Consider the following 18,710-nt stretch of genomic DNA (forward strand, 5'->3'; position numbering starts at 1 on the left):
GTGACCTGATCCGTCTGATCTCAGGGGCCGATGACAGGACCGGCGGGACCGATGACAGGCCCGGCGGGACCACTGGGCGGGTTCGGAACGACCGGCGGCTGGGCCTGGCCCGGTTCGAGAACATCCGAATCGACGACGTGGCCCGGACCCTCGAACGGGCCCTTCGGACCGACCGGCGGCTCGGCCTGGCCGGGATCGAGAACATCCGTATCGCCGACCTTGCCCGGACCCTCGAACGGGCCCTTGGGACCGCGGGGCGGCTCGACGACCGGCGGCTCGACGACCGGCTGGTGCGCGAGAGGAGCGGCGGGAGCCGCGACCGGCGGAGCGAAGACGGGGCCGGGATCAGTGTTGTACGAGCCCGGGTTCCCGGCGGCGTCGGCATCGGGGACGGAGCCGCCCGATTCTTCCTGACCACCGTCGCGGTTCACCACGTTTCCCTGCTCAACCTGCCGCGGCGCGCTCTGCCCCTGACCCGGTACGGGCGCACCGCCGGTGCTGCTGCCGCACGCCGACAGTGTGGCGATACCGGCGAGCGCGAACCCCGCCACGGCGAGTGCGGCGAGCGTGTTGCGGGAAGTGATGTTGCGAGTGATGGAGTGCCTCCTGGGTGTCGGGGAGCTGGTGGGCTCCTACAACCAGCCTCCGGCACCACCCGCCGTCCAGATAGGCACCCAAGGTTCACCGCCACCCACCCCGAGGACCGAGCGGATGCTTCGAACGCGATCAGTTGACCGCCGGATTCAGACCGGCGGCAGGAGCTTGCTGAACTGGTCGTTGGCCTTCTGCATCACGAACTCGTACGGCGGGGCGAACTTGCGCGCCCACCAGTAGCCGAACCGGATGTCGTTCGAGGTGTAGACCAGATAGCGGTTCTTCTTGATGCCGCGGACGATGCACTCCGCGACCCTCTCCGGCGAGACCGCACGCTTCTCGAAGCGGTGCACCAGCTTTCGAATCCGCGGATCATCCCGGTCCACCCCGGCGATCTGTACGGTTCCGACCAGCGGGGTCTTCACTCCCCCCGGCACCACGAGGCTGACGCCGATGCCGTGCCGCTTGAGATCGAAGCGCAGGACCTCGGAAACGCCGCGCAGGCCGAACTTGCTTGCGCTGTAGGCGGCGTGCCACGGCAACGCGAGCAGGCCTGCAGCGGAGGAGACGTTGACCAGGTGCCCGCCGCGGCCGGCGCGCACCATCGGCGGCACGAAGTTCTCGATGATGTGGATGGGCCCCATCAGGTTGACGTCGACCATCGACTTCCAGTGCCGGTGTTCGAGGTTCTCCACGGTGCCCCAGGCGGAGATTCCCGCGACGTTCATCACCACGTCCATGGCGCCGTGCGCATCGTCGATCTCCGTCGCCCACACGGTGACGGCGTCGTAGTCGGACACGTCCAGCGCCTTCGAGGCGGTCACCGCGCTTCCTGCCATGGCCACCGTCTCGGCCAGGCCGACCGCGTTGATGTCGGTGAGGAACAGCTCGGCCCCCTCCGCCGCGGAGGCAAGGGCCGTCGCCCGGCCGATCCCGCTACCAGCCCCGGTGATCAGGCATTTCTTCCCCCGCAGGTCCTTCACGATGGCCTTCCCTCACGTCGTCCCGGTCGCTCACGCGGAGTCTAACGACAACGGCGCCCCGCCCAGGGAGATCCGGGGCGGGGCGCCGTCAGCTGTCAGCGATCAGGAACCGAAGGCCGGGAGCGAGCCGCCACCGTCACCGGGAACCGGCTCGTCCTGGACGGTGACCGTCGTGGACGCCTCCGAACCGAGGTATCCCGGCGCACCCGAGTACACCGCGCGGACGTCACGCACGCCGCTGGTGGTGAACAGGTAGCTCACGCTGGCCTGCCCGTCCTTCACCCCAGCGGGGTTGCCGAGCGGCTCCGCGCCGCTGAAGAACTGGACGGTGCCGCCGTTCGCCCTCGGGGCGACGTTGGCCCGCAGGAACACGTACACACCCTTCTGCGCGACCGCCGGGACATTCAGAGTGGTCGTGGTCGCGACGTCAGCCGCACCCGGATCCGTGATGTTCAGGGTCTGGGCGACGGAGGTGGAGCCGGCGAACCCGGGGGCACCGGAGAACACCGCGGTGATCGTCTTGTTGCCGGGCACCGTGAAGTTCTGGGTCACGCTGGCCTTGCCGTCGGCACCGACCGGCGCGGTCCCCAGCACGGTGAGGCCGTTCTTGAAGGTGAGCGTGCCTGCACCGGGGAACGGGGAAACCTGCGCCTCGATGATCACGTCGACATTGATCGGGGACGAGGCGGGCATGATGAGCGTCGTCTGCGTCGTCTGATCGCCCGGGTCGACGGTGACCGACTGCACGGCCGACACCGACTCGGTCGCGAACGGCGTCGCGAGGAACTTCGCGGTCAGATCGTGCGGACCGGCCTGGTTGGCGGCAGGCTTCCACTTGAACGAGGCAGCCCCCGCGGCATCAAGCGCGCCTGAGCCGATCTCGTTCGTGCCCGAGAAGAACTTCACGAGGTCGCCCGCGCGGCCGCCGAGCACCTTGGACTTCAGCGTCGACTCGACGCCCGCCTTCAGCGGACCGACCGGCTCGAGCACGGTGGTGCTGACGTTCTTGGTCACCACGTACGCCGGACCGAGGGTGAGGTTCTCCCCCGAGGACGCGACGGCGCCGTACTTGATGCCGGTGTTCAGAGCCACCTCCCTGGCGCAGTTGGCCCCGATCACGTACTGGAACTCGAAGGTCGGCGAGGTGGACGCATCCCAGCTGCCCGCGACCCGGAGCAGGCCCGCACCGTTGCTCGCCAGCGGCACGGGGAGGCCGGCGACCTTCGCCGAGTCCTTCTTGTAGGTAAGGCAGGTGTTGCGGTGATCCTCGAACCAGTTGACGGTGTCGGTCCCGGCGATCGTGGTGGACACCGTGACCACCTCACCCTCGGCCGGTGCGACGTTGCTGATCGTGCGGGTGAAGTTCTTACCCCCGTCCGCCCATGTGATCGTCGCGGGCGCGGCGCTCGCGCCACCCGCTCCCAGCGTCACCGCGAACCCCGCGATGACCGCGAAAGCGCCTCCCATCGCAATGGTGCGGCGCACAGACCTCCCCGACATGCATTTCCTCCCAAAGACGAGGGCTCCCACACGTGTTGGGGTTGCCCTGTTGTGTCGTCACGTTGTGTCGTCACGGAATCCGACTCACCCGCAGCGGAGCCGTCGGCGTGCACAGAATCGAGCAGAAGTAGACCACGCCGGTCCCGCGCCCGACGTCGTTTTGGCATAAGAAAGTGGACGGTTGTGCAAGTCATCGCGACCCGGTCGCGCACGGCGCCGAGCGGCCGCGAACGGGCGCTCGAACGGAACGCATCTGCGCAGCTACGGCGCGCGCGTCCCGCCCGTCACAGGCGTCACAGCCTGGTGGACATCTCGTCCTGGTAGTCCCGGATCGTCTTCTCGATGGTGTCGGCATCCTCCGGATCCCCATGGCGGCGAGCCTCGTCCGCGCGATCCCGCAACGTCCTGATCGCCTTGCGCAATTCGTTGTCGGTCATCCTGTGATCCATATCACCAAGTGTGCCCGGCTCGGCGACTCGAGGCCAGTGCTGAATCCGGCACGATGCGCGATGGCGAGCCTTGACGCTCACGCCGCACGCGACGAGTGTTGATCACATGTATTCGGGGGCCTCGCGCCCCGATGGAAGGGTCGCGAGGACATTCGCGAAGTCGCATACGTACGAACCGCGCCACGGCTCGTGCGGGCACCCCTTGACCAGCGTGGAGACCACCGGCTCCCGCGCAGTCCGCACCCGCCTCGACCGCGGCCTCCGCCGTTTCGCCCGCGCTCCCGCAACCGATGTGGTGAGTCCGGCCTTCTTCGCACGCAAGGAAGAGGCAGCCATGAAGAGCGATCTGCACGCAGCACCCGAAGTCACCCATTCGCCGGTCCCGATTCCCGAGGTGGTCGCGGCGCTGCGCGCGACCTACGCCTCGGGCCGCACCAGGCCCGCGGCGTGGCGGATCGAGCAACTGCGCGGCATCGAGCGATTGCTGGACGAGCGTGAGGGCGAGATCGCACAGGCCCTCGCCGAGGATCTCGGGCGCGACGCCTTCGAGACGTGGATGTCCGACATCCTCACCGCCAAGAGCGAGGCCGCCTACGCACGCAAACGGGTGCGCCGGTGGATGCGCCCCCGGCCGCGGCCGCTGCCGCTGAACCAGATGCCCGCGCTGGGATGGGTGCAGTACGAGCCGCTGGGGGTGGTGCTCGTCATCGGGTCCTGGAACGTTCCGCTGACGGTAACCCTCGGACCGTTGGTCGGTGCCGTGTCGGCGGGGAACTGCGCTGTCGTCAAGCCGTCGGAGCTGACCCCGGCGACGTCTCGCCTGCTGGCCCGGCTGCTCCCGAAGTACCTCGACGCCGAGGCCATCGCCGTGGTCGAGGGCGACGGGCGTACCACCCAGACCCTGCTCGCCCAGGGCTTCGATCATGTGTTCTTCACCGGCGGCACCGAGATCGGCCGGAAGATCCTGGCCGGGGCCGCGCCGCACCTGACCCCGGTGACCCTCGAGCTCGGCGGCAGGAACCCGGCGATCGTCATGCGGGACGCGAACCTCGCCGTCACCGCCCGCCGGATCGCCTGGACGAAGGTGTTCATCTCGGGCCAGTCCTGCATCGCGGCCGACTACGTGCTGGTCGAGCGCGCCGTCCGGGACGAGCTGGTCGATCGAATAGTCCGCAGTCTCACCGAGTTCCGGTCTGCGGCAACTACGCGGGGCGTTCGCATCGTCAACGAGCGCCAGTTCGACAGGTTGGCCGGGTACCTCGCGAGCACCGGGGCCACGGTCGCGTTCGGCGGCGGTACCAATCGGGCCACACTGACGGTCGAGCCCACCGTGCTGGTGGACCCGAGCCCCGAGGATCCGGTCATGCGCGAGGAGGTCTTCGGCCCGATCCTGCCGGTGCTTGCCGTCGACTCGTTGGACGAGGCGACCGCATTCGTCAACGCGCGGCCGAAACCCCTGGCCGCTTATGTCTTCACGAGGTCGGCGCGGACTCGCCGTCGGGTGCTGTCCGAAGTCAGCTCGGGCGGGGCGGTGGTCAATCACCTCACCCTCCAGGAGGTGGTGCCCCAGCTCCCGTTCGGCGGCGTCGGCGCCAGCGGGATGGGGCGATACCACGGTAGGTGGGGGTTCGAGACCCTCAGCCACCGAAAGGCTGTGCTGCTCAAGCCGTTCAAACCCGATCCCCGGTTCTTCTACCCGCCCTACACCGACCGGACGATCAAGCTGATGCACAGGATGCTCGGGGTTTGAAGGTCGACGCCGACGGGGCTCCATACGGGTGTGGCCCCCGACGACGAATCGTCGGGGGCCACTTCCGGTGTTCAGCTCGCTCCGCCGGGGACAGCCCGGCGGAACCCGATCAGGATCCGAAGATCGATCCAAGGCTGCCTGCGCCGCCGGGGGTGCCACCGCCGGTGCCCGTCACCACGACGGATTCCTGGTCGGCGGATGCGTTCACGGTGCCCGAACCGGAATACTCGGCGGTGATGACGCGCTGACCCTCGTTCGCGGGAGTCCACGAGAGGCCGGCCTGGCCGCCCGCGTTCACCGGCGCGGTGCCGATGACGATGTCGCCGTCCTTGAACGTGACCGTGCCACCCGCGTCGCCGGGAGTGACCTGCGCCGAGATCGTCTGCGCCGCGCCGACCTTGGGAGCGCCACCCAGGGTGAGCACCGTGGTCGAGTTGGTGTTACCCGCAGGCGCCTCCGCGACGGTCACCGTCGCGTTGGCGGTCGACCCCGTGACGCCGGAGCGCCCGGAGAACGTCGCGGCGATCGAGTGGCTGCCCGCGGTGGACGGCACCCACGTGTAGGTGGCCACGCCATTGGTATCGACCGGCACGTCAGCCAGCGTCGCCGCGCCGTCCTTGAACGCCACGGTGCCGCCTGCGCCCGTGGGCGACACGGTCGCCTTCAGCACGGTGGACCGACCGACCTCAGCGCCCGAGATCGGGGCGAGCACGGTCGAGGACACCGCATCTGCCTGCGAGACCTGCACGGTCTGCACCGGCGACTGCGAGCCCTCGGCCCGCGGGGTCGCCAGGAACTTCGCGGACAGGCCGTGCGCGCCCCGGGTGGCGGGCGTCCAGTTGAACGTTGCCTCGCCTGCACCGTTGAGCGCGGCCTGACCGATCTTCACCGCTCCGTCGAAGAACTCGACGGGATTGCCCTCGGCACCACCGGTCACGGTCGCCTTCAGCGGAACCGACTGGCCGACCTGCACGTTGGGCGGCGTGGCCAGAGCGGTCGTGGAGGTGTTGATCCGCACCGAGACCGTGGGTCCCTTGTCCTGGTAGGTGCCGGAACCGAGCGAGCCGCCGTAATGCACCGTCGTCATCAGCGGGACGGTGCGGTCACAGTTCGCGCCGACCTTGTAGGAGAACTCGAACGTCCGCAGGTTGGGGCTGATGTGCGGGTACAGCGGCCACTCGACGCTGCTGCCCTTCACCTTCGCGAAGTCCGCGCCCTGGCTGTCCAGGCCGCGCGGCGAGCCGTCCACCTTCGCCGAACCGTCCACGTAGGTCAGGCAGGTCGGGTGGACGTCCTTGACCTCGTAGATGTACTCGACGACGCCGCCGGTCCTGTCGAACTGGGTGGTCGAGGTGATGATGTCGCCCTCGGCGGGGGTGGTGTCGCTGATCGTGCGGGTGATCCGCTCGCTGCCGTCGTCCCACGTCACGCTCGCAGGCGCCGCGCCCGCGACACCCGCGCCCACCGTTGCCGCGAACCCGGCCGACAACGCCAGCACGCCGGCCCCGCCAACCACGCGACGAATGCTCTTGTCAGACATACATTTCCCCTCTATGCGGCAGACCGCGGACACAGAAAGACGTCCAGGCCGTCCAGATTTTGTAAATGACCAGCGCCCCTCCGTCGCACCGGCGATGACGTCCCGGGCCGCTGAGGCGAGATGAAGTAGATCACATTCAACATGCGCCGAATGTCTCTTTCGTGAATGACATGGACAGCTGTCCGATAGCCTGTCGGCCGAGCGCTTCCCCGCGGGGTGGGCCGGCAACGCAAAAGGCGCCCCTCCCGGAGGAGAAGCGCCTTTCGACTGGTGGAGCTGAGGGGAATCGAACCCCTGACCTCTTCGATGCGAACGAAGCGCGCTACCAACTGCGCCACAGCCCCGAACCACGCTCCCGTAGGAACGCTCGGCAACTGTAGCAGCCCGGCCCGCCACAGAAAAAATCGCCCGGTCCGGAGGGGATTCACCTCGCAACGGCGGCGTTTCCGACCCTGCCGAACGCGGGTCACTCGGGGCAGGCGACGCCCGCCCGAGTGGTGTCCAGGATGGTCTGTCCCTCCGGGACGGCCCGCCACTGATCGAACGGCTGCTCCAGTGCGAACCGGCCGTCGGCCTGCCGTACCAGCGTCCGGGTCTCGGCGTTGCCCGGGTTGTTCAACGACTCGAAGTATTCGACCGACCAGTGGAACCAGCGCATGCAGAACAGCCGCATGGTCAGCCCGTGCGTCACCACGAGAGTGTTCGGCGGGAACCCGGGCTTGGCGCGATGCCGGTACAGCGTCTCCATGAAGGTGCTCACGCGATCGAAGACGTCGGCGCCCGATTCACCCTCGTTGAACCGATAGAAGAAGTGCCCGTAGGTGTTGCGCAGCCCGGTCTGCCGGGCGATCTCGTCCGGGTCCTGGTAGTTAGCCCAGTCCTGCTCGCGCAGGCGCGGTTCCTCGATCCGACGCTCGATCAGATCGTCGATGCCGAGCGCCTCGAGGGTCTGGTAGGCCCGCAGGTACGGCGAGACGTACACACAGACCTTCTGCCCGTCGAACTGTTCGCGCAGTCGCTCCCCCGCGACCCTGGACTGCTCCACGCCGCGCGCGGTCAACGGGATCCGGTAGTCGGGCACCCGCTCGTAGATCCCCGGATCGATGTTCGCCTCGGACTCGCCGTGCCGGAGCAGCACGATCCTCTCCTGCACGGCTCCGTCCGCCATCCGCGTCAGGCTACTGACCGACGACTCGGCGCATCTCCTGAGGAGCCGCCTCCTCCTCGAACCGGATGTCGTAGTGCTCGAGGTGCTCGAACACCGGGTCCTCGTCGTCCACCTCGAGCACCACCGCCCCAGGCCTGCGCAGCCGCGACGGGATCAACCGCAGCTCGTCGTCCTCGCGGGACTCCACCCCGAGCCGGGAGCGGCTCAGGCGTGCCATGCGGCGACGTCGGATCTCCTGCTCGAACTGGACCTGCCTGCGCATGTAGGCCAGGTACCCGCCGAGGCCGACAAAGGCGGCCGCAGCGACCCACCACAGCATCGGCGTCACAATGAGCGCGAGCGCCGCCGACATGATCGTCAGCAGGATCAGACCGAGGACGGCACGCTGCCGGAATCCGTACCGCGCGGCCCGCGCGAGGGCATCGGCCTCGGGGTCGAACCCGCCGCGACCGCGGCGCTGTGGGACGTACTCACGAGCCGCAGCCCGCTCGTCGTCCAACTCGTCGACTTCTACCTGGGTGTCCATGCGGTCCTCCGCATACCTGGGGCGAGTGGGTTCGCGGCGCCAGTTCGGGTCGCTGCGGTGTCCTGAGGCGGGTCCGCGGTGCTGCTGACGCGCGAGCTGGTCGCGGTCGAGCACACGGGTCGCCAGTGCTGCATCGGTGGTCTGACGGATTCTGGGGCGACGTTTCACCTGCATGGGCAGCAGGACGAACAGCCACATCCCGACCAAGGCGATCCACAGGATCGAGTTCGGCATACCGGCGACCTCCCTCCCAGTCGTCTACCAGCACATATGACTCAATCAGCCCATTCAGGCTAATTGCCACGGCGCGCAGTTCCCCGCAGACGCGCCGACTCAACTTTCCCAACTGTCACAATAGTCACTCGCTCCAGTGGTGTTTTGCACTACCCGTCACCAAGCGGATCCGCCCGGGTCAGGCGGTCACCCCCAGGCGGCCTTGCCCGCCCGGACCAACCGGTCGCTGACGGTGCCCTCGACCTCCTCGATCGTCATCGCCACCAGCAGGTGATCGCGCCACGCACCGTCCACGTCCAGGTACCGGCGCAACAGTCCCTCCTCGCGGAACCCGACGTTGCGCAGCACCGCCTGACTGGCCAGGTTCTCCGGGCGGACGGTGGCCTCGACCCGGTGCAACCCGAGCGCGCCGAAGCTGTGGTCGAGCCCGAGCGCCACCGCGGCGGTGGCCACCCCCTGACCACCCACCTCCCTGGTCACCCAGTAGCCGATCCACGCGGACCGCAGCGCCCCGCGCACGACGTTTCCGATCGTCAGCTGCCCACAGAACTTTCCGTCGAGTTCGATGACCAGTGGCACCATCCGGCCCTTGCGCGCCTCCGAGCGCAGCGAGGCACACAGCCCGGGCCAGTTCCCCATGTGATGGCGGTCCTCCCACGGGCCCTCACCGGTCGGCTCCCACGGTTCGAGATGCTCCTGGTCGCGAATTCGGATACGGCTCCAGGCCGCGGCGTCACGCAGCCGGATCGGGCGCAACGTCACCCGTCCGGCGCCCACCGTCAGCGGACCCAGATGCGCCGGCCAACCCGGGTGAATCGAGTACTTGCGCAGCGATGTGCCCAACCCTCAGCCTCGCTGCGCAAGGAAGGCCACGTCGACCTCGTCGCCGGTCCGGACCTCGGTGACCTCCGGAGCGACCAGGACGAGGCAGTTCGCCTCCGCCAGCGTCGCCAGGAGGTGCGAGGAGGCGCCTGGCGCCCCACCGAGGGCCTGCACCAGGTACTCCCCCGTCGACTCGTCGCGCATCAGCTGCCCACGCAGGAAGCCCTTGCGGTTCTCGATCGAGGTGATCGGTGCCACCGTGCGCGCGGTCACCACCCGGCGCATCGGCTGCCTACGGCCGAGGGCGATCCGGATCAGCGGCCGGACCATCACCTCGAACACGACCAGCGCACTGACCGGGTTGGACGGCAACAGGAACGTCGGCACCTCGTCGCGGCCGAGCTGACCGAACCCCTGCACCGATCCCGGGTGCATCGCCACCCGCTCCACCTCGAGGTCGCCGAGGTCGCGCAGCGCCTCCCGGACCTGATCGGAGGCCCCTCCGCCGACCGCGCCCGCGATGACGACGATCTCCGAACGGATCAGCTGACCCTCGACCACCTCGCGCAGGCGACGGGGATCGGTGCCGGCGATGCCCACCCGGTTCACGTCGGCGCCTGCGTCACGCGCGGCCGCGGCGAGCGCGTACGAGTTCACGTCATAGACCTGGCCGGGACCGGGGGTGCGGTCGATGTCGACCAGCTCGCCGCCGACGGAGATGACCGACAGCCGCGGTCGGGGATGCACCAGCACCTTGTCGCGCCCCACCGCGGCGAGCAGACCGACCTGGGCGGCGCCGATGATGGTGCCCGCGCGCACCGCGACGTCGCCGGGCTGCACATCGTCGCCGATGCGCCGGACGTAGTCACCGGAACGGACCGGCCAGAGCACCTTCACGCGGTTCAGGCCGCCATCGGTGCGGTCGAGCGGCAGGACCGCATCGGCGAGGGTCGGCAGCGGCGCCCCGGTGTCCACGCGCACCGCCTGACGCGGCTGCAGCCGGATCGGTTGGCGCGAACCCGCGGCGACCTCGCCGACCACGGGCAGGGTCACCTCGACGGGCTCGTCGTCCTCGCCCCGGTTCTCCCCGCCTGCACCGGCGACATCGACGCTGCGCACCGCGTAACCGTCGATCGCGGCCTGATCGAATCCCGGCAGCGGGCGCTCGGTGACCACCTCTTCGGCACACAGCAGACCCTGAGCCTCCGAGATCGCCACCCGGACCGGCCGGGGTGCGACCGCGGCGGCCGTCACTCTCGTCTGCTGCTCCTCAACCGAGCGCATGTAGTCACTGCCTCCCGACCCCACTAATGTCCCGTCTGCCGCAGTCTCTGGGTGAGCCAGTCGCGCAGTGAAGGACCGTATTCGTCACTGTCCAGGGCAAAGTCAACCGCAGCCCGCAGGTAGCCTCCGGGATTTCCGAGGTCGTGTCTCGACCCACGGTGCACCACCACGTGCACCGGGTGTCCCTCCGAGATCAGCAACGCGATCGCATCGGTCAACTGCAACTCGCCACCCTGACCCGGGGTGATCCGGCGCAACGCATCGAAGATGGCCCGGTCCAACAGGTACCGGCCCGCCGCCGCGAACGTCGACGGCGCATCCTCCGGCTTCGGCTTCTCCACCATCCCGACGACCTTGAGGACGTCCGGATTCGTAGCGTCCGGCACCTCCTCGACATCGAAGACGCCGTACGCACTGACCTGATCCTTGGGCACATCGATCGCGCACAACACGCTGCCGCCGCGCTTCTCCCGGACCCGGACCATCGTCTCGAGCACCCCACGCGGCATCACCAGGTCATCGGGCAACAGGACCGCGATCGCATCCTCGTCGTCGTCGAGCACGCACTCCACGCACCCGACGGCGTGACCGAGCCCGAGCGGCTCCTCCTGGATCACCGACTCCACCTCGAGCAGGCCCTGCGCCTTGCGGACCTTCTCGAGCAGGTGCGACTTGCCGCTGGCCTCGAGCTTGCTCTCGAGCACCAGGTCCTCGACGAAGTGCGCGACGACCCCGTCCTTGCCCTCCGAGGTGACGATCACCAGCCTGCTGGCACCGGAATCGGCGGCCTCACCGGCGACCAGCTCGATACCCGGCGTGTCCACCACCGGCAGCAATTCCTTCGGCACCGTCTTGGTCGCGGGCAGGAACCTGGTGCCCAGACCCGCCGCGGGCACCACCGCCGTGCGGAAGTGCCTGTTCTTGTTGGTGCCGGCCTGTGTCATGAGCACACCCTATCCATCTCGTCCGTGCGCACCGGATTCTAGGGTGAGCACGATGGGAACGCGGATCAGGGGAACAGGGTGGCATCGGTGACCGAGGTGACGACGAAAGCGCAGTGGCGGGCCAGGGTGCTCGCCGCGCGTCGTTCACGCGACGCCGTGACCAGGGAGGCGGAAGACCGCGCCCTCGCCGCTGCAGCGACGGCGCTCGGCGACACGCTCGGACCCGACGCCACGGTCTGCGCATATGTGCCGGTCGGGGTCGAACCGGGATCGACGGCGCTCCTCGACGCCCTCCTGCCTCGGGTCGGACGGGTCCTGCTGCCCGTGGCCAGGGATCCCGGCCCGCTGTACTGGGCGGAGTATCACGGCACCGAGGCCCTGGTCAGCGCACCGTTCGGCCTGCGCGAACCCGGGCAGCCGCACTTACCGCCCTCGGCGATCTCGGAGGCGAAGGCGATCTTGATCCCGGCGCTCGCGGTCGACGAACGGGGGGTCCGTCTCGGTCGGGGCGCGGGTTTCTACGACCGGACCCTCGACCTCGCCGATCCGGCCGCCCGCCTGATCGCGGTGGTCCGCGACGACGAAGTAGTCGGCGAGCTGCCCGACGAGTCACACGACATCCGGGTCGGCTGGGTCCTCACCCCGGTCGGCGGGCTTCGTGCACTGGGAATAGGAAGCTGATTACCGGCGTTGGCACTCCTGACTGTAAAGTGCTAACGCCTGCCGTATCACCACCCAGGCCTGAGTACCCCGTGCGGAGGATCCTTCAGTGCCCACCTACTCGTATGCCTGCACCGAATGCAGCAACCGGTTCGACATCGTCCAGTCCTTCACCGACGACACCCTGACCGTGTGCTCCGAGTGCTCCGGCAAGCTGCGCAAGCTGTTCAACTCCGTCGGCATCGTCTTCAAGGGCAGCGGTTTCTACCGCACCGACAGCCGCGGTAGCGGCGGCACAGCCAGCGAGCCCGCCAAGTCCGATTCGTCGGCGTCCTCGACCCCCGCGAGCAGCCCGTCGACCAGCACGTCGACGTCCACCGCGAGCGCGACCTCGTCTGCCACCTAGCCCCCTAGGTTCTCCACAGCCATCCGATCCCTCCACAGGCGCGCCCTGCGGCGACTCCGACGGCCGGCCACGGCCCCTAGCGTGGCCCCATGGACCGCGCACCGATCCCCGGCAGCCGTCGCGCCGACCGGCTCGACCCGACATGGGCCGACCGGCTCTCCCGACTGACCCGGCCGGGATCGGCCCGCGTCGCCGTCGCCCGCCGGGTGCTCGCCGGCGCACTGGCCCTGACCGCCGTGATCCTGCTGCTGCGCGGCGACCCGTCAGACGATCAGGTGGCCGTCGTCACGGCCGCACGCGACCTGACGCCCGGCCTGGTCCTGCGCGCCGACGACGTGCGGCTCGTGCAGTTGGGCGCCGCGACGGTGCCCACGGGCGCCCTGCGCGGCATCGAGGACGCCATTGGCCACACCCTGACCGGCCCCGCCAGGGCGGGCGAGACCCTGACCGACCTCCGCATGCTCGGTCCCCGTCTGGCCGACGCGGCCACCAACTCGCCCGACTCCCGCGTGGTTCCGATCCGACTCGCCGACCCCGAAGTGACCGACCTGTTACGCGAGGGCGACCGGGTGGACGTGCTGACCGTGAACTCCGACACCGAGGGGCCCGAGCCCGACGCCCGGGTACTGGCCTCCGCCGCGACGGTGATCCTGGTGTCCCCCAATGATTCCGCCCGAGGTGCACGCGAGCGGGTTGTGATGCTCGCGCTGCCCGCAGGCGAGGCGACCACGGTCGCCGCGGCCTCGTTGTCGACAGCGCTGACGGTCACGTTCCACTGACGCCCGGACGGTCGTCCGGTTGCCCCGCGAGGTCCGGTGTCCATAGCATTTCCCTGTCCGAGAGCATCACCAGCCGACGGAACGGAGACCCAACTCATGTTGAAGGGCTTCAAGGACTTCCTGCTCAAGGGAAACGTGCTCGACCTGGCCGTCGCGGTGATCGTCGGTGCGGCCTTCACCGCCATCGTCACCGCATTCACCACAAATATCGTCGAACCCCTCATCGCCGCTCTCGGCGGCTCGAACGAAATGGGCTTCGGCTTCCAGATCACCGACAGCCCGGAGACGTTCGTGAACATCGGCGCCGTGATCACCGCGGCGATCAACTTCATCATCATCGCGGCCGTCGTGTACTTCATCCTCATCGTTCCCTACAACCACACCAAGGAGCGGTACATGAGGCAGGAGGAGAAGGAGGCAACGGACATCGAGTTGCTCACCGAGATCCGCGACCTGCTGGGCAGCGACACCGCAAGACATCGGAGCTGAGGAGGCGGACACACGTTGGGCCCGTACCGAATTCGGTACGGGCCCAACGTTTCCAGATCAGGTCGGTGTAGTTTCGAGCGACCTGCAAGCAGTCGCTAGCGGCGTAGTTTCGAGCGACCTGCAAGCAGTCGCTAGCGGCGTAGTTTCGAGCGACCTGCAAGCAGTCGCTAGCGGCGTAGTTTCGAGCGACATGCAAGCAGTCGCTAGCGGCGTAGTTTCGAGCGACATGCAAGCAGTCGCTAGCGGCGTCTGATCAGCCGATGCTGAAGGGCTGTCCCCAGAGGGTGACGGTGCCCTTGACGTTCTCGGTGTCGACGGTGACGTTGACGTAGGAGCGGGCCTGCGCGTAGCCGGCGCAGCCCTCGACGCCCATGGTGGAGTCGGCCCAGGTGACGCTGCCGGTGGCGCCCTCGAAGGAGTGCTCGCCGGAGTGCGACTCGCCGCCGAAGTCGTCGGCGGACTCGAGGTCGAGGACCGCGAAGCTGGCGGCCTCGCCGGGTCCGATGGAGATGTTGCCTGCGCTGTCGGCGGTCATCTCGGCGTCGCCGTCCTCGTTGGCCCATGTGGTGCCGCCGCCGACGTTGTGGCCGGTCTCGCCGCCGAGGGTGAGCTGGCAGGCCACGATGTAGCCGGGCTCGATGTCGCCGCCCTCGGCGCCGGAGCCGCCGGAGATCTCGACCTTCGCCGAGCCCGACACCCACACGTTGCGGTGCAGCGGGGTCGCGCCCATCGAGCCGGAGATGTTCGCGGACTCGCCGGACATGGTGACGGTGACGACGGTGCCATCGGCGAGCGTCTTGGTGATGGTGCCGCCGGGCAGCGGCACGAAGGTGTCGGCGTTCGCCGCACCCGCGGAGAAGAAGCCGAGAGCGATGGCGGCGGCGCTGCCGAGCGCGGCGGTCTTGAGCCCGCGACGCAGGCCGATGCTGGAGACGTTCATGTTTCCCCTGTTCAGGGTCGGTCAGCTCGCGTCACCGCGAGCAAAGGGATGGACGAAAGGAAGAGTGGACGGCGCGTGTCAGCCGATGCTGAAGGGCTGGCCGTACAGGGTGGTCTTGGAGTAGTCGTTGCCGACGATCTCGACCACCGTGTATGAGCGGGCCTGCGCGTAGCCGCCGCAGTTCTGGATCTCGATCTGGGTGTCCTGGTACTGCACGGCGTACTTGCCGTTCTTCTTGATGTCCTTGCCCGCGACACCCACGAACTTCACCTGGCCGGCCGAGACCGGGACCGTCAGCGACCCGGAGATCGACGGGCCGTCCATGCTCACGCCCATCCCGATCGACCCACCGAGACCGGTGATGTCGACCTGGCAGCCCACGATGTAGCCGGTGCTGATCCGCGAGACCCCGTGCGTCGAGGAGTTGTTGGTGCCCTTGTCGTTCGTCGCACCGTTCCACGGACCCGCCTCGCCCTCACCGGAGACACCGGTGACATCGGCGCTGACGGTGCCCGAGACCCACGCGGTGCGGCCGGCACCATTGGCGGCCAGCGACGGCGAGATCAGGACACTCTCACCGGTACGGGAGACCACCGCACCCGGCCCGGCCTTCTGCCCGTCCGGCAGCGGCACAAACGTGTCGGCATGCGCCGCACCGGTCGACATCAGGCCGATCGCCACGGCCGCGGCAGCACCGACGCCAGCAATACGGATGCCGCGCTTACGGATCTCGCTCATTGAATCCCCTCACAGGTCTAGCGCTCACCTCTCGCCTGACCAGGCGGTGAGCACGGTTGCCCCGCAAAGCTAAATGGTTGAACACCCCACGAATAGATCGGAAACCTCACTTTTACACATCATTAACTGAGGGGGTGACCCAGGTAACAGCAAAAAGCCGGGGACGACGGAAATGTCCGTTTCGTCCCCGGCTTCTGCCGGCCGATCACACGAGCGTGATTAGGTCTCATCCCGTTCGTGATTGGGCCTTGACTGTTTTGTGATTCATCTCACCGATGGTTCGTTGGGTCTGAGATCAGCCGAGGCTGAACGGCTGTCCCCACAGGGTGATGGTGCTGCTGACGTTCTTGGTGTTGGCGGTGACCTTCACGTAGGAGCGGGCCTGCGCGTAGCCGGCGCAGCCCTCGACGCCGAGGGTGGAGTCGGCCCAGGTGACGCTGCCGCTCTTGCCCTTGAAGCTGTTGGCGCCGGAGTGCGACTCGCCGCCGAAGTCGTCGGCCTTCTCCAGGTCGAGGAGTTTGACGTTCTTGGCCTGGCCGGGGGCGATGGACAGGTTGCCCGCGCTCTTGGCGGTCTGCTTGACGCTCTCGCCCTCCCAGTTGGAGGACATGCCAGTGTCGGCGCCGCCCTTGCCGCCGAGGGTCAGCTGGCAGGCCACCACGTAGCCGGGCTCGATCTTGCCGCCGTCGGCGTTGGCGCCGGAGAGTTCGACCTTGGTGGAGCCGGAGACCCACACGTTGCGGTGCAGCGGGGTCGATCCCATCGCCGGGGAGATGTTGGCGGACTCGCCGGTGCGGGTAACGGTGACGACGGTGCCGTCGACGAGGGTCTCGGTGATCGAGCCGTCGGGCAGCGGGACGAAGGTGTCGGCGTTTGCCGCGCCTGCGGACAGGAAGCCGAGGGCGATCGCGGCGGTGGCACCGACGGCGGCGGTCTGCAGCCCGCGGCGCAGGCCGTTCTTACTGGCGTTCATTGTTCCCCTCTGAGGGTCTGGGTTCGCGAATGCGAGAAAGTGTGTGGGCGAAGAAGGTCAGGTCAGCCGATGCTGAACGGCTGGCCGTACAGGGTGGTCTTGGAGTAGTTGTCGCCGACGATCTCGACCACCGTGTAAGAACGAGCCTGGGCGAAGCCGCCGCAGTTCTGGATCTCGAGCTGGGTGTCCTGGTACTGGACCGAGTACTTGCCGTTCTTCTTGATGTCCTTGCCCGCGACATTCACGAACTTGACCTGGCCGGCCGAGACCGGAACGGTCAGCGAACCGGAGATCGAGGGACCGGAGAGGTCGATGCCTGCGCCGATGGAGCCGCCGAGGCCGGTGATGTCGACCTGGCACCCGACGATGTAGCCGGTGCTGATCCGCGAGACCCCGTGCGTCGAGGAGTTGTTGGTGCCCTTGTCGTTGGTGGCACCGTTGAACGGCCCCACCTCGCCTTCCTTGGTGATGCCCTTGACGTCCGCCGTGACGGTGCCCGAGACCCACGCGGTGCGGCCGGCGCCATTGGCGGCCAGCGACGGAGAGATCAGGGCGCTCTCTCCGGTGCGGGAGACGACCGCTCCCGGTCCGGCCTTCTGCCCGTCGGGCAGCGGCACCAGGGTGTCGGCCTGCGCCGCACCGGTGGACATCAGGCCGATCGCCACCGCCGCAGCGGCGCCTGCGCCTGCGATGCGGGCGCCACGGCGCAGGCCGGACTTGCGGTTCTCGCTCATTCGTTCCCCTCAAAGGTTCTGCTACTTCTCAACCTCGACCGCCGAGGCTGATGAGTGGTCCATACGGCCCGGCGAAGTATTGCCAACAATGGTGACCACGAGGTGAACTCGAGGTGATCAATGCGGGGCTGAGATTCGCCGGAGATATTTCCCCCGAATTCGGGGGAAAAGCTCCCGGCAGACGCGCATTTCTGAGCTCCGCCGACCCTGTTCCTGTACTGACTCGCGGAGGAGATTAACCACGCCTGACCAGCATGGCAACGTTTGGAGAACCGCAGAACCCGGTGAGCCGCACCACTTCGTCAAGGTTGTGTTTCGCCATTCGGCGAAACGTGCGACGGAAGGGTTGACAATTTCGCGGGGGAAGGTGTTCACCCGGCGTTTCATCGCCGTCAATGTCGCGGCTTCCTCGGCCGATTTTCGCAATCGGACAAAACGGGATCAGCCGTGGTGAGGGGGAACCTGTCGCCGCAGCCAATCGTCGGCCGACGAGGAGTCATCGGCCGAGCCCTCGGAACGTTCGTCCCGGGTGGTCTCGGGCAGGACATCGCCGAAAACGCGCGCCAGCCGGGCCCGATCGATCGGGTCCCGGCTGGGTGCGTTCTCGGCGCGGTCGGCGATGACTAGTCCTCTATCCCGGAGAGCTCCCCGATCACGTGACCGGCGAGCGGGCTGAGTGTGGCCATCCCGTCGCGGATGGCCGCTCGGGACGATGCCAGGTTCACCACGAGGGTACTGCCGGAGACCCCGACGAGTCCCCTGGACAGCCCGGCGTCGAGCGCTCCCGCCGCCAGGCCCGACGAGCGCAGCGCCTCGCTGATGCCCGGGATCTCACGGTCGAGCACCGCCGCGGTGGCGTCCGGGGTGACGTCGCGGGGCGAGACCCCGGTTCCGCCAACGGAGATGACCAGATCCACACCACCGATCACCGCGGTGTTGAGTGCGTTGCGGATCTCCACCTCGTCCGCCGACACCGCGACGGTCGCGTCGACGAGGAAGCCCGCCTCTCCGAGCAGTTCCGTGACCAGCGGTCCGATCGCGTCGACCTCTGCACCGTGGGCAGCGCGGTCGTCGACGATCACGACGAGGGCCCGCCCGGCAAGTGTGGCTTCGATGTCCATGACTCCTACGGTAGTGCCCGGCACCACGGCCGGCCCCGACCGCCCGTGAATCCGCCGGACCGCGACGGACGAACGG

21 protein-coding genes and 1 tRNA gene are annotated in these 18,710 nt (G+C 68.3%); 5 read left to right on the forward strand and 17 right to left on the reverse strand.

The window, feature by feature from the left end; all coding sequences use genetic code 11:
- Window positions 1-20 precede the first annotated feature (20 nt).
- The 4 genes from JOE46_RS12240 to JOE46_RS12255 form a co-directional block, all read right to left on the reverse strand.
- A complete protein-coding gene (locus JOE46_RS12240) occupies window positions 21-431 on the reverse strand; it encodes a hypothetical protein (protein WP_209927366.1) in 411 nt (136 codons plus the stop codon).
- A gap of 312 nt (window positions 432-743) precedes the next feature.
- Window positions 744-1,577: an SDR family oxidoreductase gene (locus JOE46_RS12245; protein ID WP_181320861.1), complete on the reverse strand. Its 834-nt coding sequence runs from the start codon at window positions 1,575-1,577 to the stop codon at window positions 744-746.
- 102 nt (window positions 1,578-1,679) lie between these two features.
- Window positions 1,680-3,062 (reverse strand): Ig-like domain-containing protein, encoded by a 1,383-nt coding sequence (locus JOE46_RS26965; protein ID WP_209927368.1) that lies wholly within the window; start codon window positions 3,060-3,062, stop codon window positions 1,680-1,682.
- A gap of 308 nt (window positions 3,063-3,370) precedes the next feature.
- Window positions 3,371-3,514 (reverse strand): hypothetical protein, encoded by a 144-nt coding sequence (locus JOE46_RS12255; RefSeq protein WP_179800579.1) that lies wholly within the window; start codon window positions 3,512-3,514, stop codon window positions 3,371-3,373.
- Between the two features lie 346 nt (window positions 3,515-3,860).
- Here JOE46_RS12255 and JOE46_RS12260 point away from each other — a divergent pair, with 346 nt between their 5' ends.
- Complete coding sequence (locus JOE46_RS12260; RefSeq protein WP_209929091.1) at window positions 3,861-5,276, forward strand: aldehyde dehydrogenase family protein; 1,416 nt, start codon at window positions 3,861-3,863, stop codon at window positions 5,274-5,276.
- A 109-nt stretch (window positions 5,277-5,385) separates the two neighbouring features.
- Here JOE46_RS12260 and JOE46_RS12265 read toward each other — a convergent pair whose 3' ends face one another.
- The 7 genes from JOE46_RS12265 to JOE46_RS12295 form a co-directional block, all read right to left on the reverse strand.
- On the reverse strand, window positions 5,386-6,816 hold the full coding sequence (locus tag JOE46_RS12265) for an Ig-like domain-containing protein (protein WP_209927369.1): 1,431 nt from the start codon (window positions 6,814-6,816) through the stop codon (window positions 5,386-5,388).
- A gap of 268 nt (window positions 6,817-7,084) precedes the next feature.
- Window positions 7,085-7,160, reverse strand: a tRNA-Ala gene (locus JOE46_RS12270).
- A gap of 122 nt (window positions 7,161-7,282) precedes the next feature.
- A complete protein-coding gene (locus JOE46_RS12275; protein ID WP_209927371.1) occupies window positions 7,283-7,984 on the reverse strand; it encodes a phosphoglycerate mutase family protein in 702 nt (233 codons plus the stop codon).
- A gap of 10 nt (window positions 7,985-7,994) precedes the next feature.
- Window positions 7,995-8,744 (reverse strand): gephyrin-like molybdotransferase receptor GlpR, encoded by a 750-nt coding sequence (gene glpR, locus JOE46_RS12280; RefSeq protein ID WP_097212240.1) that lies wholly within the window; start codon window positions 8,742-8,744, stop codon window positions 7,995-7,997.
- Window positions 8,745-8,930: 186 nt separating this feature from the next.
- Window positions 8,931-9,587, reverse strand: coding sequence for a GNAT family N-acetyltransferase (locus JOE46_RS12285; protein ID WP_097212239.1), 657 nt, complete (start codon window positions 9,585-9,587; stop codon window positions 8,931-8,933).
- A gap of 3 nt (window positions 9,588-9,590) precedes the next feature.
- A complete protein-coding gene (gene glp / locus JOE46_RS12290) occupies window positions 9,591-10,850 on the reverse strand; it encodes a gephyrin-like molybdotransferase Glp (protein ID WP_077042639.1) in 1,260 nt (419 codons plus the stop codon).
- Window positions 10,851-10,873: 23 nt separating this feature from the next.
- Window positions 10,874-11,794, reverse strand: a complete 921-nt coding sequence (locus JOE46_RS12295; protein WP_097212237.1) for a UTP--glucose-1-phosphate uridylyltransferase — start codon at window positions 11,792-11,794, stop codon at window positions 10,874-10,876.
- Window positions 11,795-11,881: 87 nt separating this feature from the next.
- Between JOE46_RS12295 and JOE46_RS12300 the strand changes: the two genes are divergently transcribed.
- From JOE46_RS12300 to mscL, 4 genes are all read left to right on the forward strand, one after another.
- The gene (locus tag JOE46_RS12300) at window positions 11,882-12,475 is read left to right on the forward strand and encodes a 5-formyltetrahydrofolate cyclo-ligase (RefSeq protein ID WP_257017507.1); all 594 of its coding nucleotides are present in this window, start codon (window positions 11,882-11,884) and stop codon (window positions 12,473-12,475) included.
- Window positions 12,476-12,563: 88 nt separating this feature from the next.
- Complete coding sequence (locus JOE46_RS12305) at window positions 12,564-12,860, forward strand: FmdB family zinc ribbon protein (protein ID WP_209927373.1); 297 nt, start codon at window positions 12,564-12,566, stop codon at window positions 12,858-12,860.
- An 89-nt stretch (window positions 12,861-12,949) separates the two neighbouring features.
- A complete protein-coding gene (locus JOE46_RS12310) occupies window positions 12,950-13,639 on the forward strand; it encodes an SAF domain-containing protein (protein WP_209927374.1) in 690 nt (229 codons plus the stop codon).
- A 96-nt stretch (window positions 13,640-13,735) separates the two neighbouring features.
- Entirely contained in the window at window positions 13,736-14,128 is a 393-nt protein-coding gene (gene mscL, locus JOE46_RS12315) for a large conductance mechanosensitive channel protein MscL (protein ID WP_209927377.1), read from the forward strand.
- A gap of 253 nt (window positions 14,129-14,381) precedes the next feature.
- Here the strand turns inward: mscL and JOE46_RS12320 are convergent, their stop codons facing one another.
- The 6 genes from JOE46_RS12320 to JOE46_RS12340 form a co-directional block, all read right to left on the reverse strand.
- The gene (locus JOE46_RS12320) at window positions 14,382-15,068 is read right to left on the reverse strand and encodes an MspA family porin (protein WP_209927379.1); all 687 of its coding nucleotides are present in this window, start codon (window positions 15,066-15,068) and stop codon (window positions 14,382-14,384) included.
- 78 nt (window positions 15,069-15,146) lie between these two features.
- Window positions 15,147-15,806, reverse strand: a complete 660-nt coding sequence (locus JOE46_RS12325) for an MspA family porin (RefSeq protein WP_209927381.1) — start codon at window positions 15,804-15,806, stop codon at window positions 15,147-15,149.
- 295 nt (window positions 15,807-16,101) lie between these two features.
- Window positions 16,102-16,779, reverse strand: a complete 678-nt coding sequence (locus JOE46_RS12330; RefSeq protein WP_097213990.1) for an MspA family porin — start codon at window positions 16,777-16,779, stop codon at window positions 16,102-16,104.
- A gap of 62 nt (window positions 16,780-16,841) precedes the next feature.
- On the reverse strand, window positions 16,842-17,513 hold the full coding sequence (locus JOE46_RS12335; protein ID WP_077042645.1) for an MspA family porin: 672 nt from the start codon (window positions 17,511-17,513) through the stop codon (window positions 16,842-16,844).
- A gap of 441 nt (window positions 17,514-17,954) precedes the next feature.
- Window positions 17,955-18,134, reverse strand: a complete 180-nt coding sequence (locus tag JOE46_RS26970; RefSeq protein ID WP_097214008.1) for a hypothetical protein — start codon at window positions 18,132-18,134, stop codon at window positions 17,955-17,957.
- Between the two features lie 2 nt (window positions 18,135-18,136).
- The gene (locus JOE46_RS12340) at window positions 18,137-18,634 is read right to left on the reverse strand and encodes a molybdenum cofactor biosynthesis protein B (protein WP_037176160.1); all 498 of its coding nucleotides are present in this window, start codon (window positions 18,632-18,634) and stop codon (window positions 18,137-18,139) included.
- Window positions 18,635-18,710: the final 76 nt, after the last annotated feature.

It is taken from the genome of Rhodococcus sp. PvR099 (assembly GCF_017833315.1).
Taxonomy (GTDB): domain Bacteria; phylum Actinomycetota; class Actinomycetes; order Mycobacteriales; family Mycobacteriaceae; genus Rhodococcus_G; species Rhodococcus_G oryzae.

Bases quoted from the DNA above. Each gene is read 5' to 3' on its own strand.
- JOE46_RS12255 (WP_179800579.1), bottom strand. From the start codon at position 3,514: ATGACCGACAACGAATTGCGCAAGGCGATCAGGACGTTGCGGGATCGC.
- JOE46_RS12260 (WP_209929091.1), top strand. From the start codon at position 3,861: ATGAAGAGCGATCTGCACGCAGCACCCGAAGTCACCCATTCGCCGGTC.
- JOE46_RS12265 (WP_209927369.1), bottom strand. From the start codon at position 6,816: ATGTCTGACAAGAGCATTCGTCGCGTGGTTGGCGGGGCCGGCGTGCTG.
- JOE46_RS12275 (WP_209927371.1), bottom strand. From the start codon at position 7,984: ATGGCGGACGGAGCCGTGCAGGAGAGGATCGTGCTGCTCCGGCACGGC.
- glpR (WP_097212240.1), bottom strand. From the start codon at position 8,744: ATGCCGAACTCGATCCTGTGGATCGCCTTGGTCGGGATGTGGCTGTTC.
- glp (WP_077042639.1), bottom strand. From the start codon at position 10,850: ATGCGCTCGGTTGAGGAGCAGCAGACGAGAGTGACGGCCGCCGCGGTC.
- JOE46_RS12295 (WP_097212237.1), bottom strand. From the start codon at position 11,794: ATGACACAGGCCGGCACCAACAAGAACAGGCACTTCCGCACGGCGGTG.
- JOE46_RS12310 (WP_209927374.1), top strand. From the start codon at position 12,950: ATGGACCGCGCACCGATCCCCGGCAGCCGTCGCGCCGACCGGCTCGAC.
- mscL (WP_209927377.1), top strand. From the start codon at position 13,736: ATGTTGAAGGGCTTCAAGGACTTCCTGCTCAAGGGAAACGTGCTCGAC.
- JOE46_RS12320 (WP_209927379.1), bottom strand. From the start codon at position 15,068: ATGAACGTCTCCAGCATCGGCCTGCGTCGCGGGCTCAAGACCGCCGCG.
- JOE46_RS12325 (WP_209927381.1), bottom strand. From the start codon at position 15,806: ATGAGCGAGATCCGTAAGCGCGGCATCCGTATTGCTGGCGTCGGTGCT.
- JOE46_RS12330 (WP_097213990.1), bottom strand. From the start codon at position 16,779: ATGAACGCCAGTAAGAACGGCCTGCGCCGCGGGCTGCAGACCGCCGCC.
- JOE46_RS12335 (WP_077042645.1), bottom strand. From the start codon at position 17,513: ATGAGCGAGAACCGCAAGTCCGGCCTGCGCCGTGGCGCCCGCATCGCA.
- JOE46_RS12340 (WP_037176160.1), bottom strand. From the start codon at position 18,634: ATGGACATCGAAGCCACACTTGCCGGGCGGGCCCTCGTCGTGATCGTC.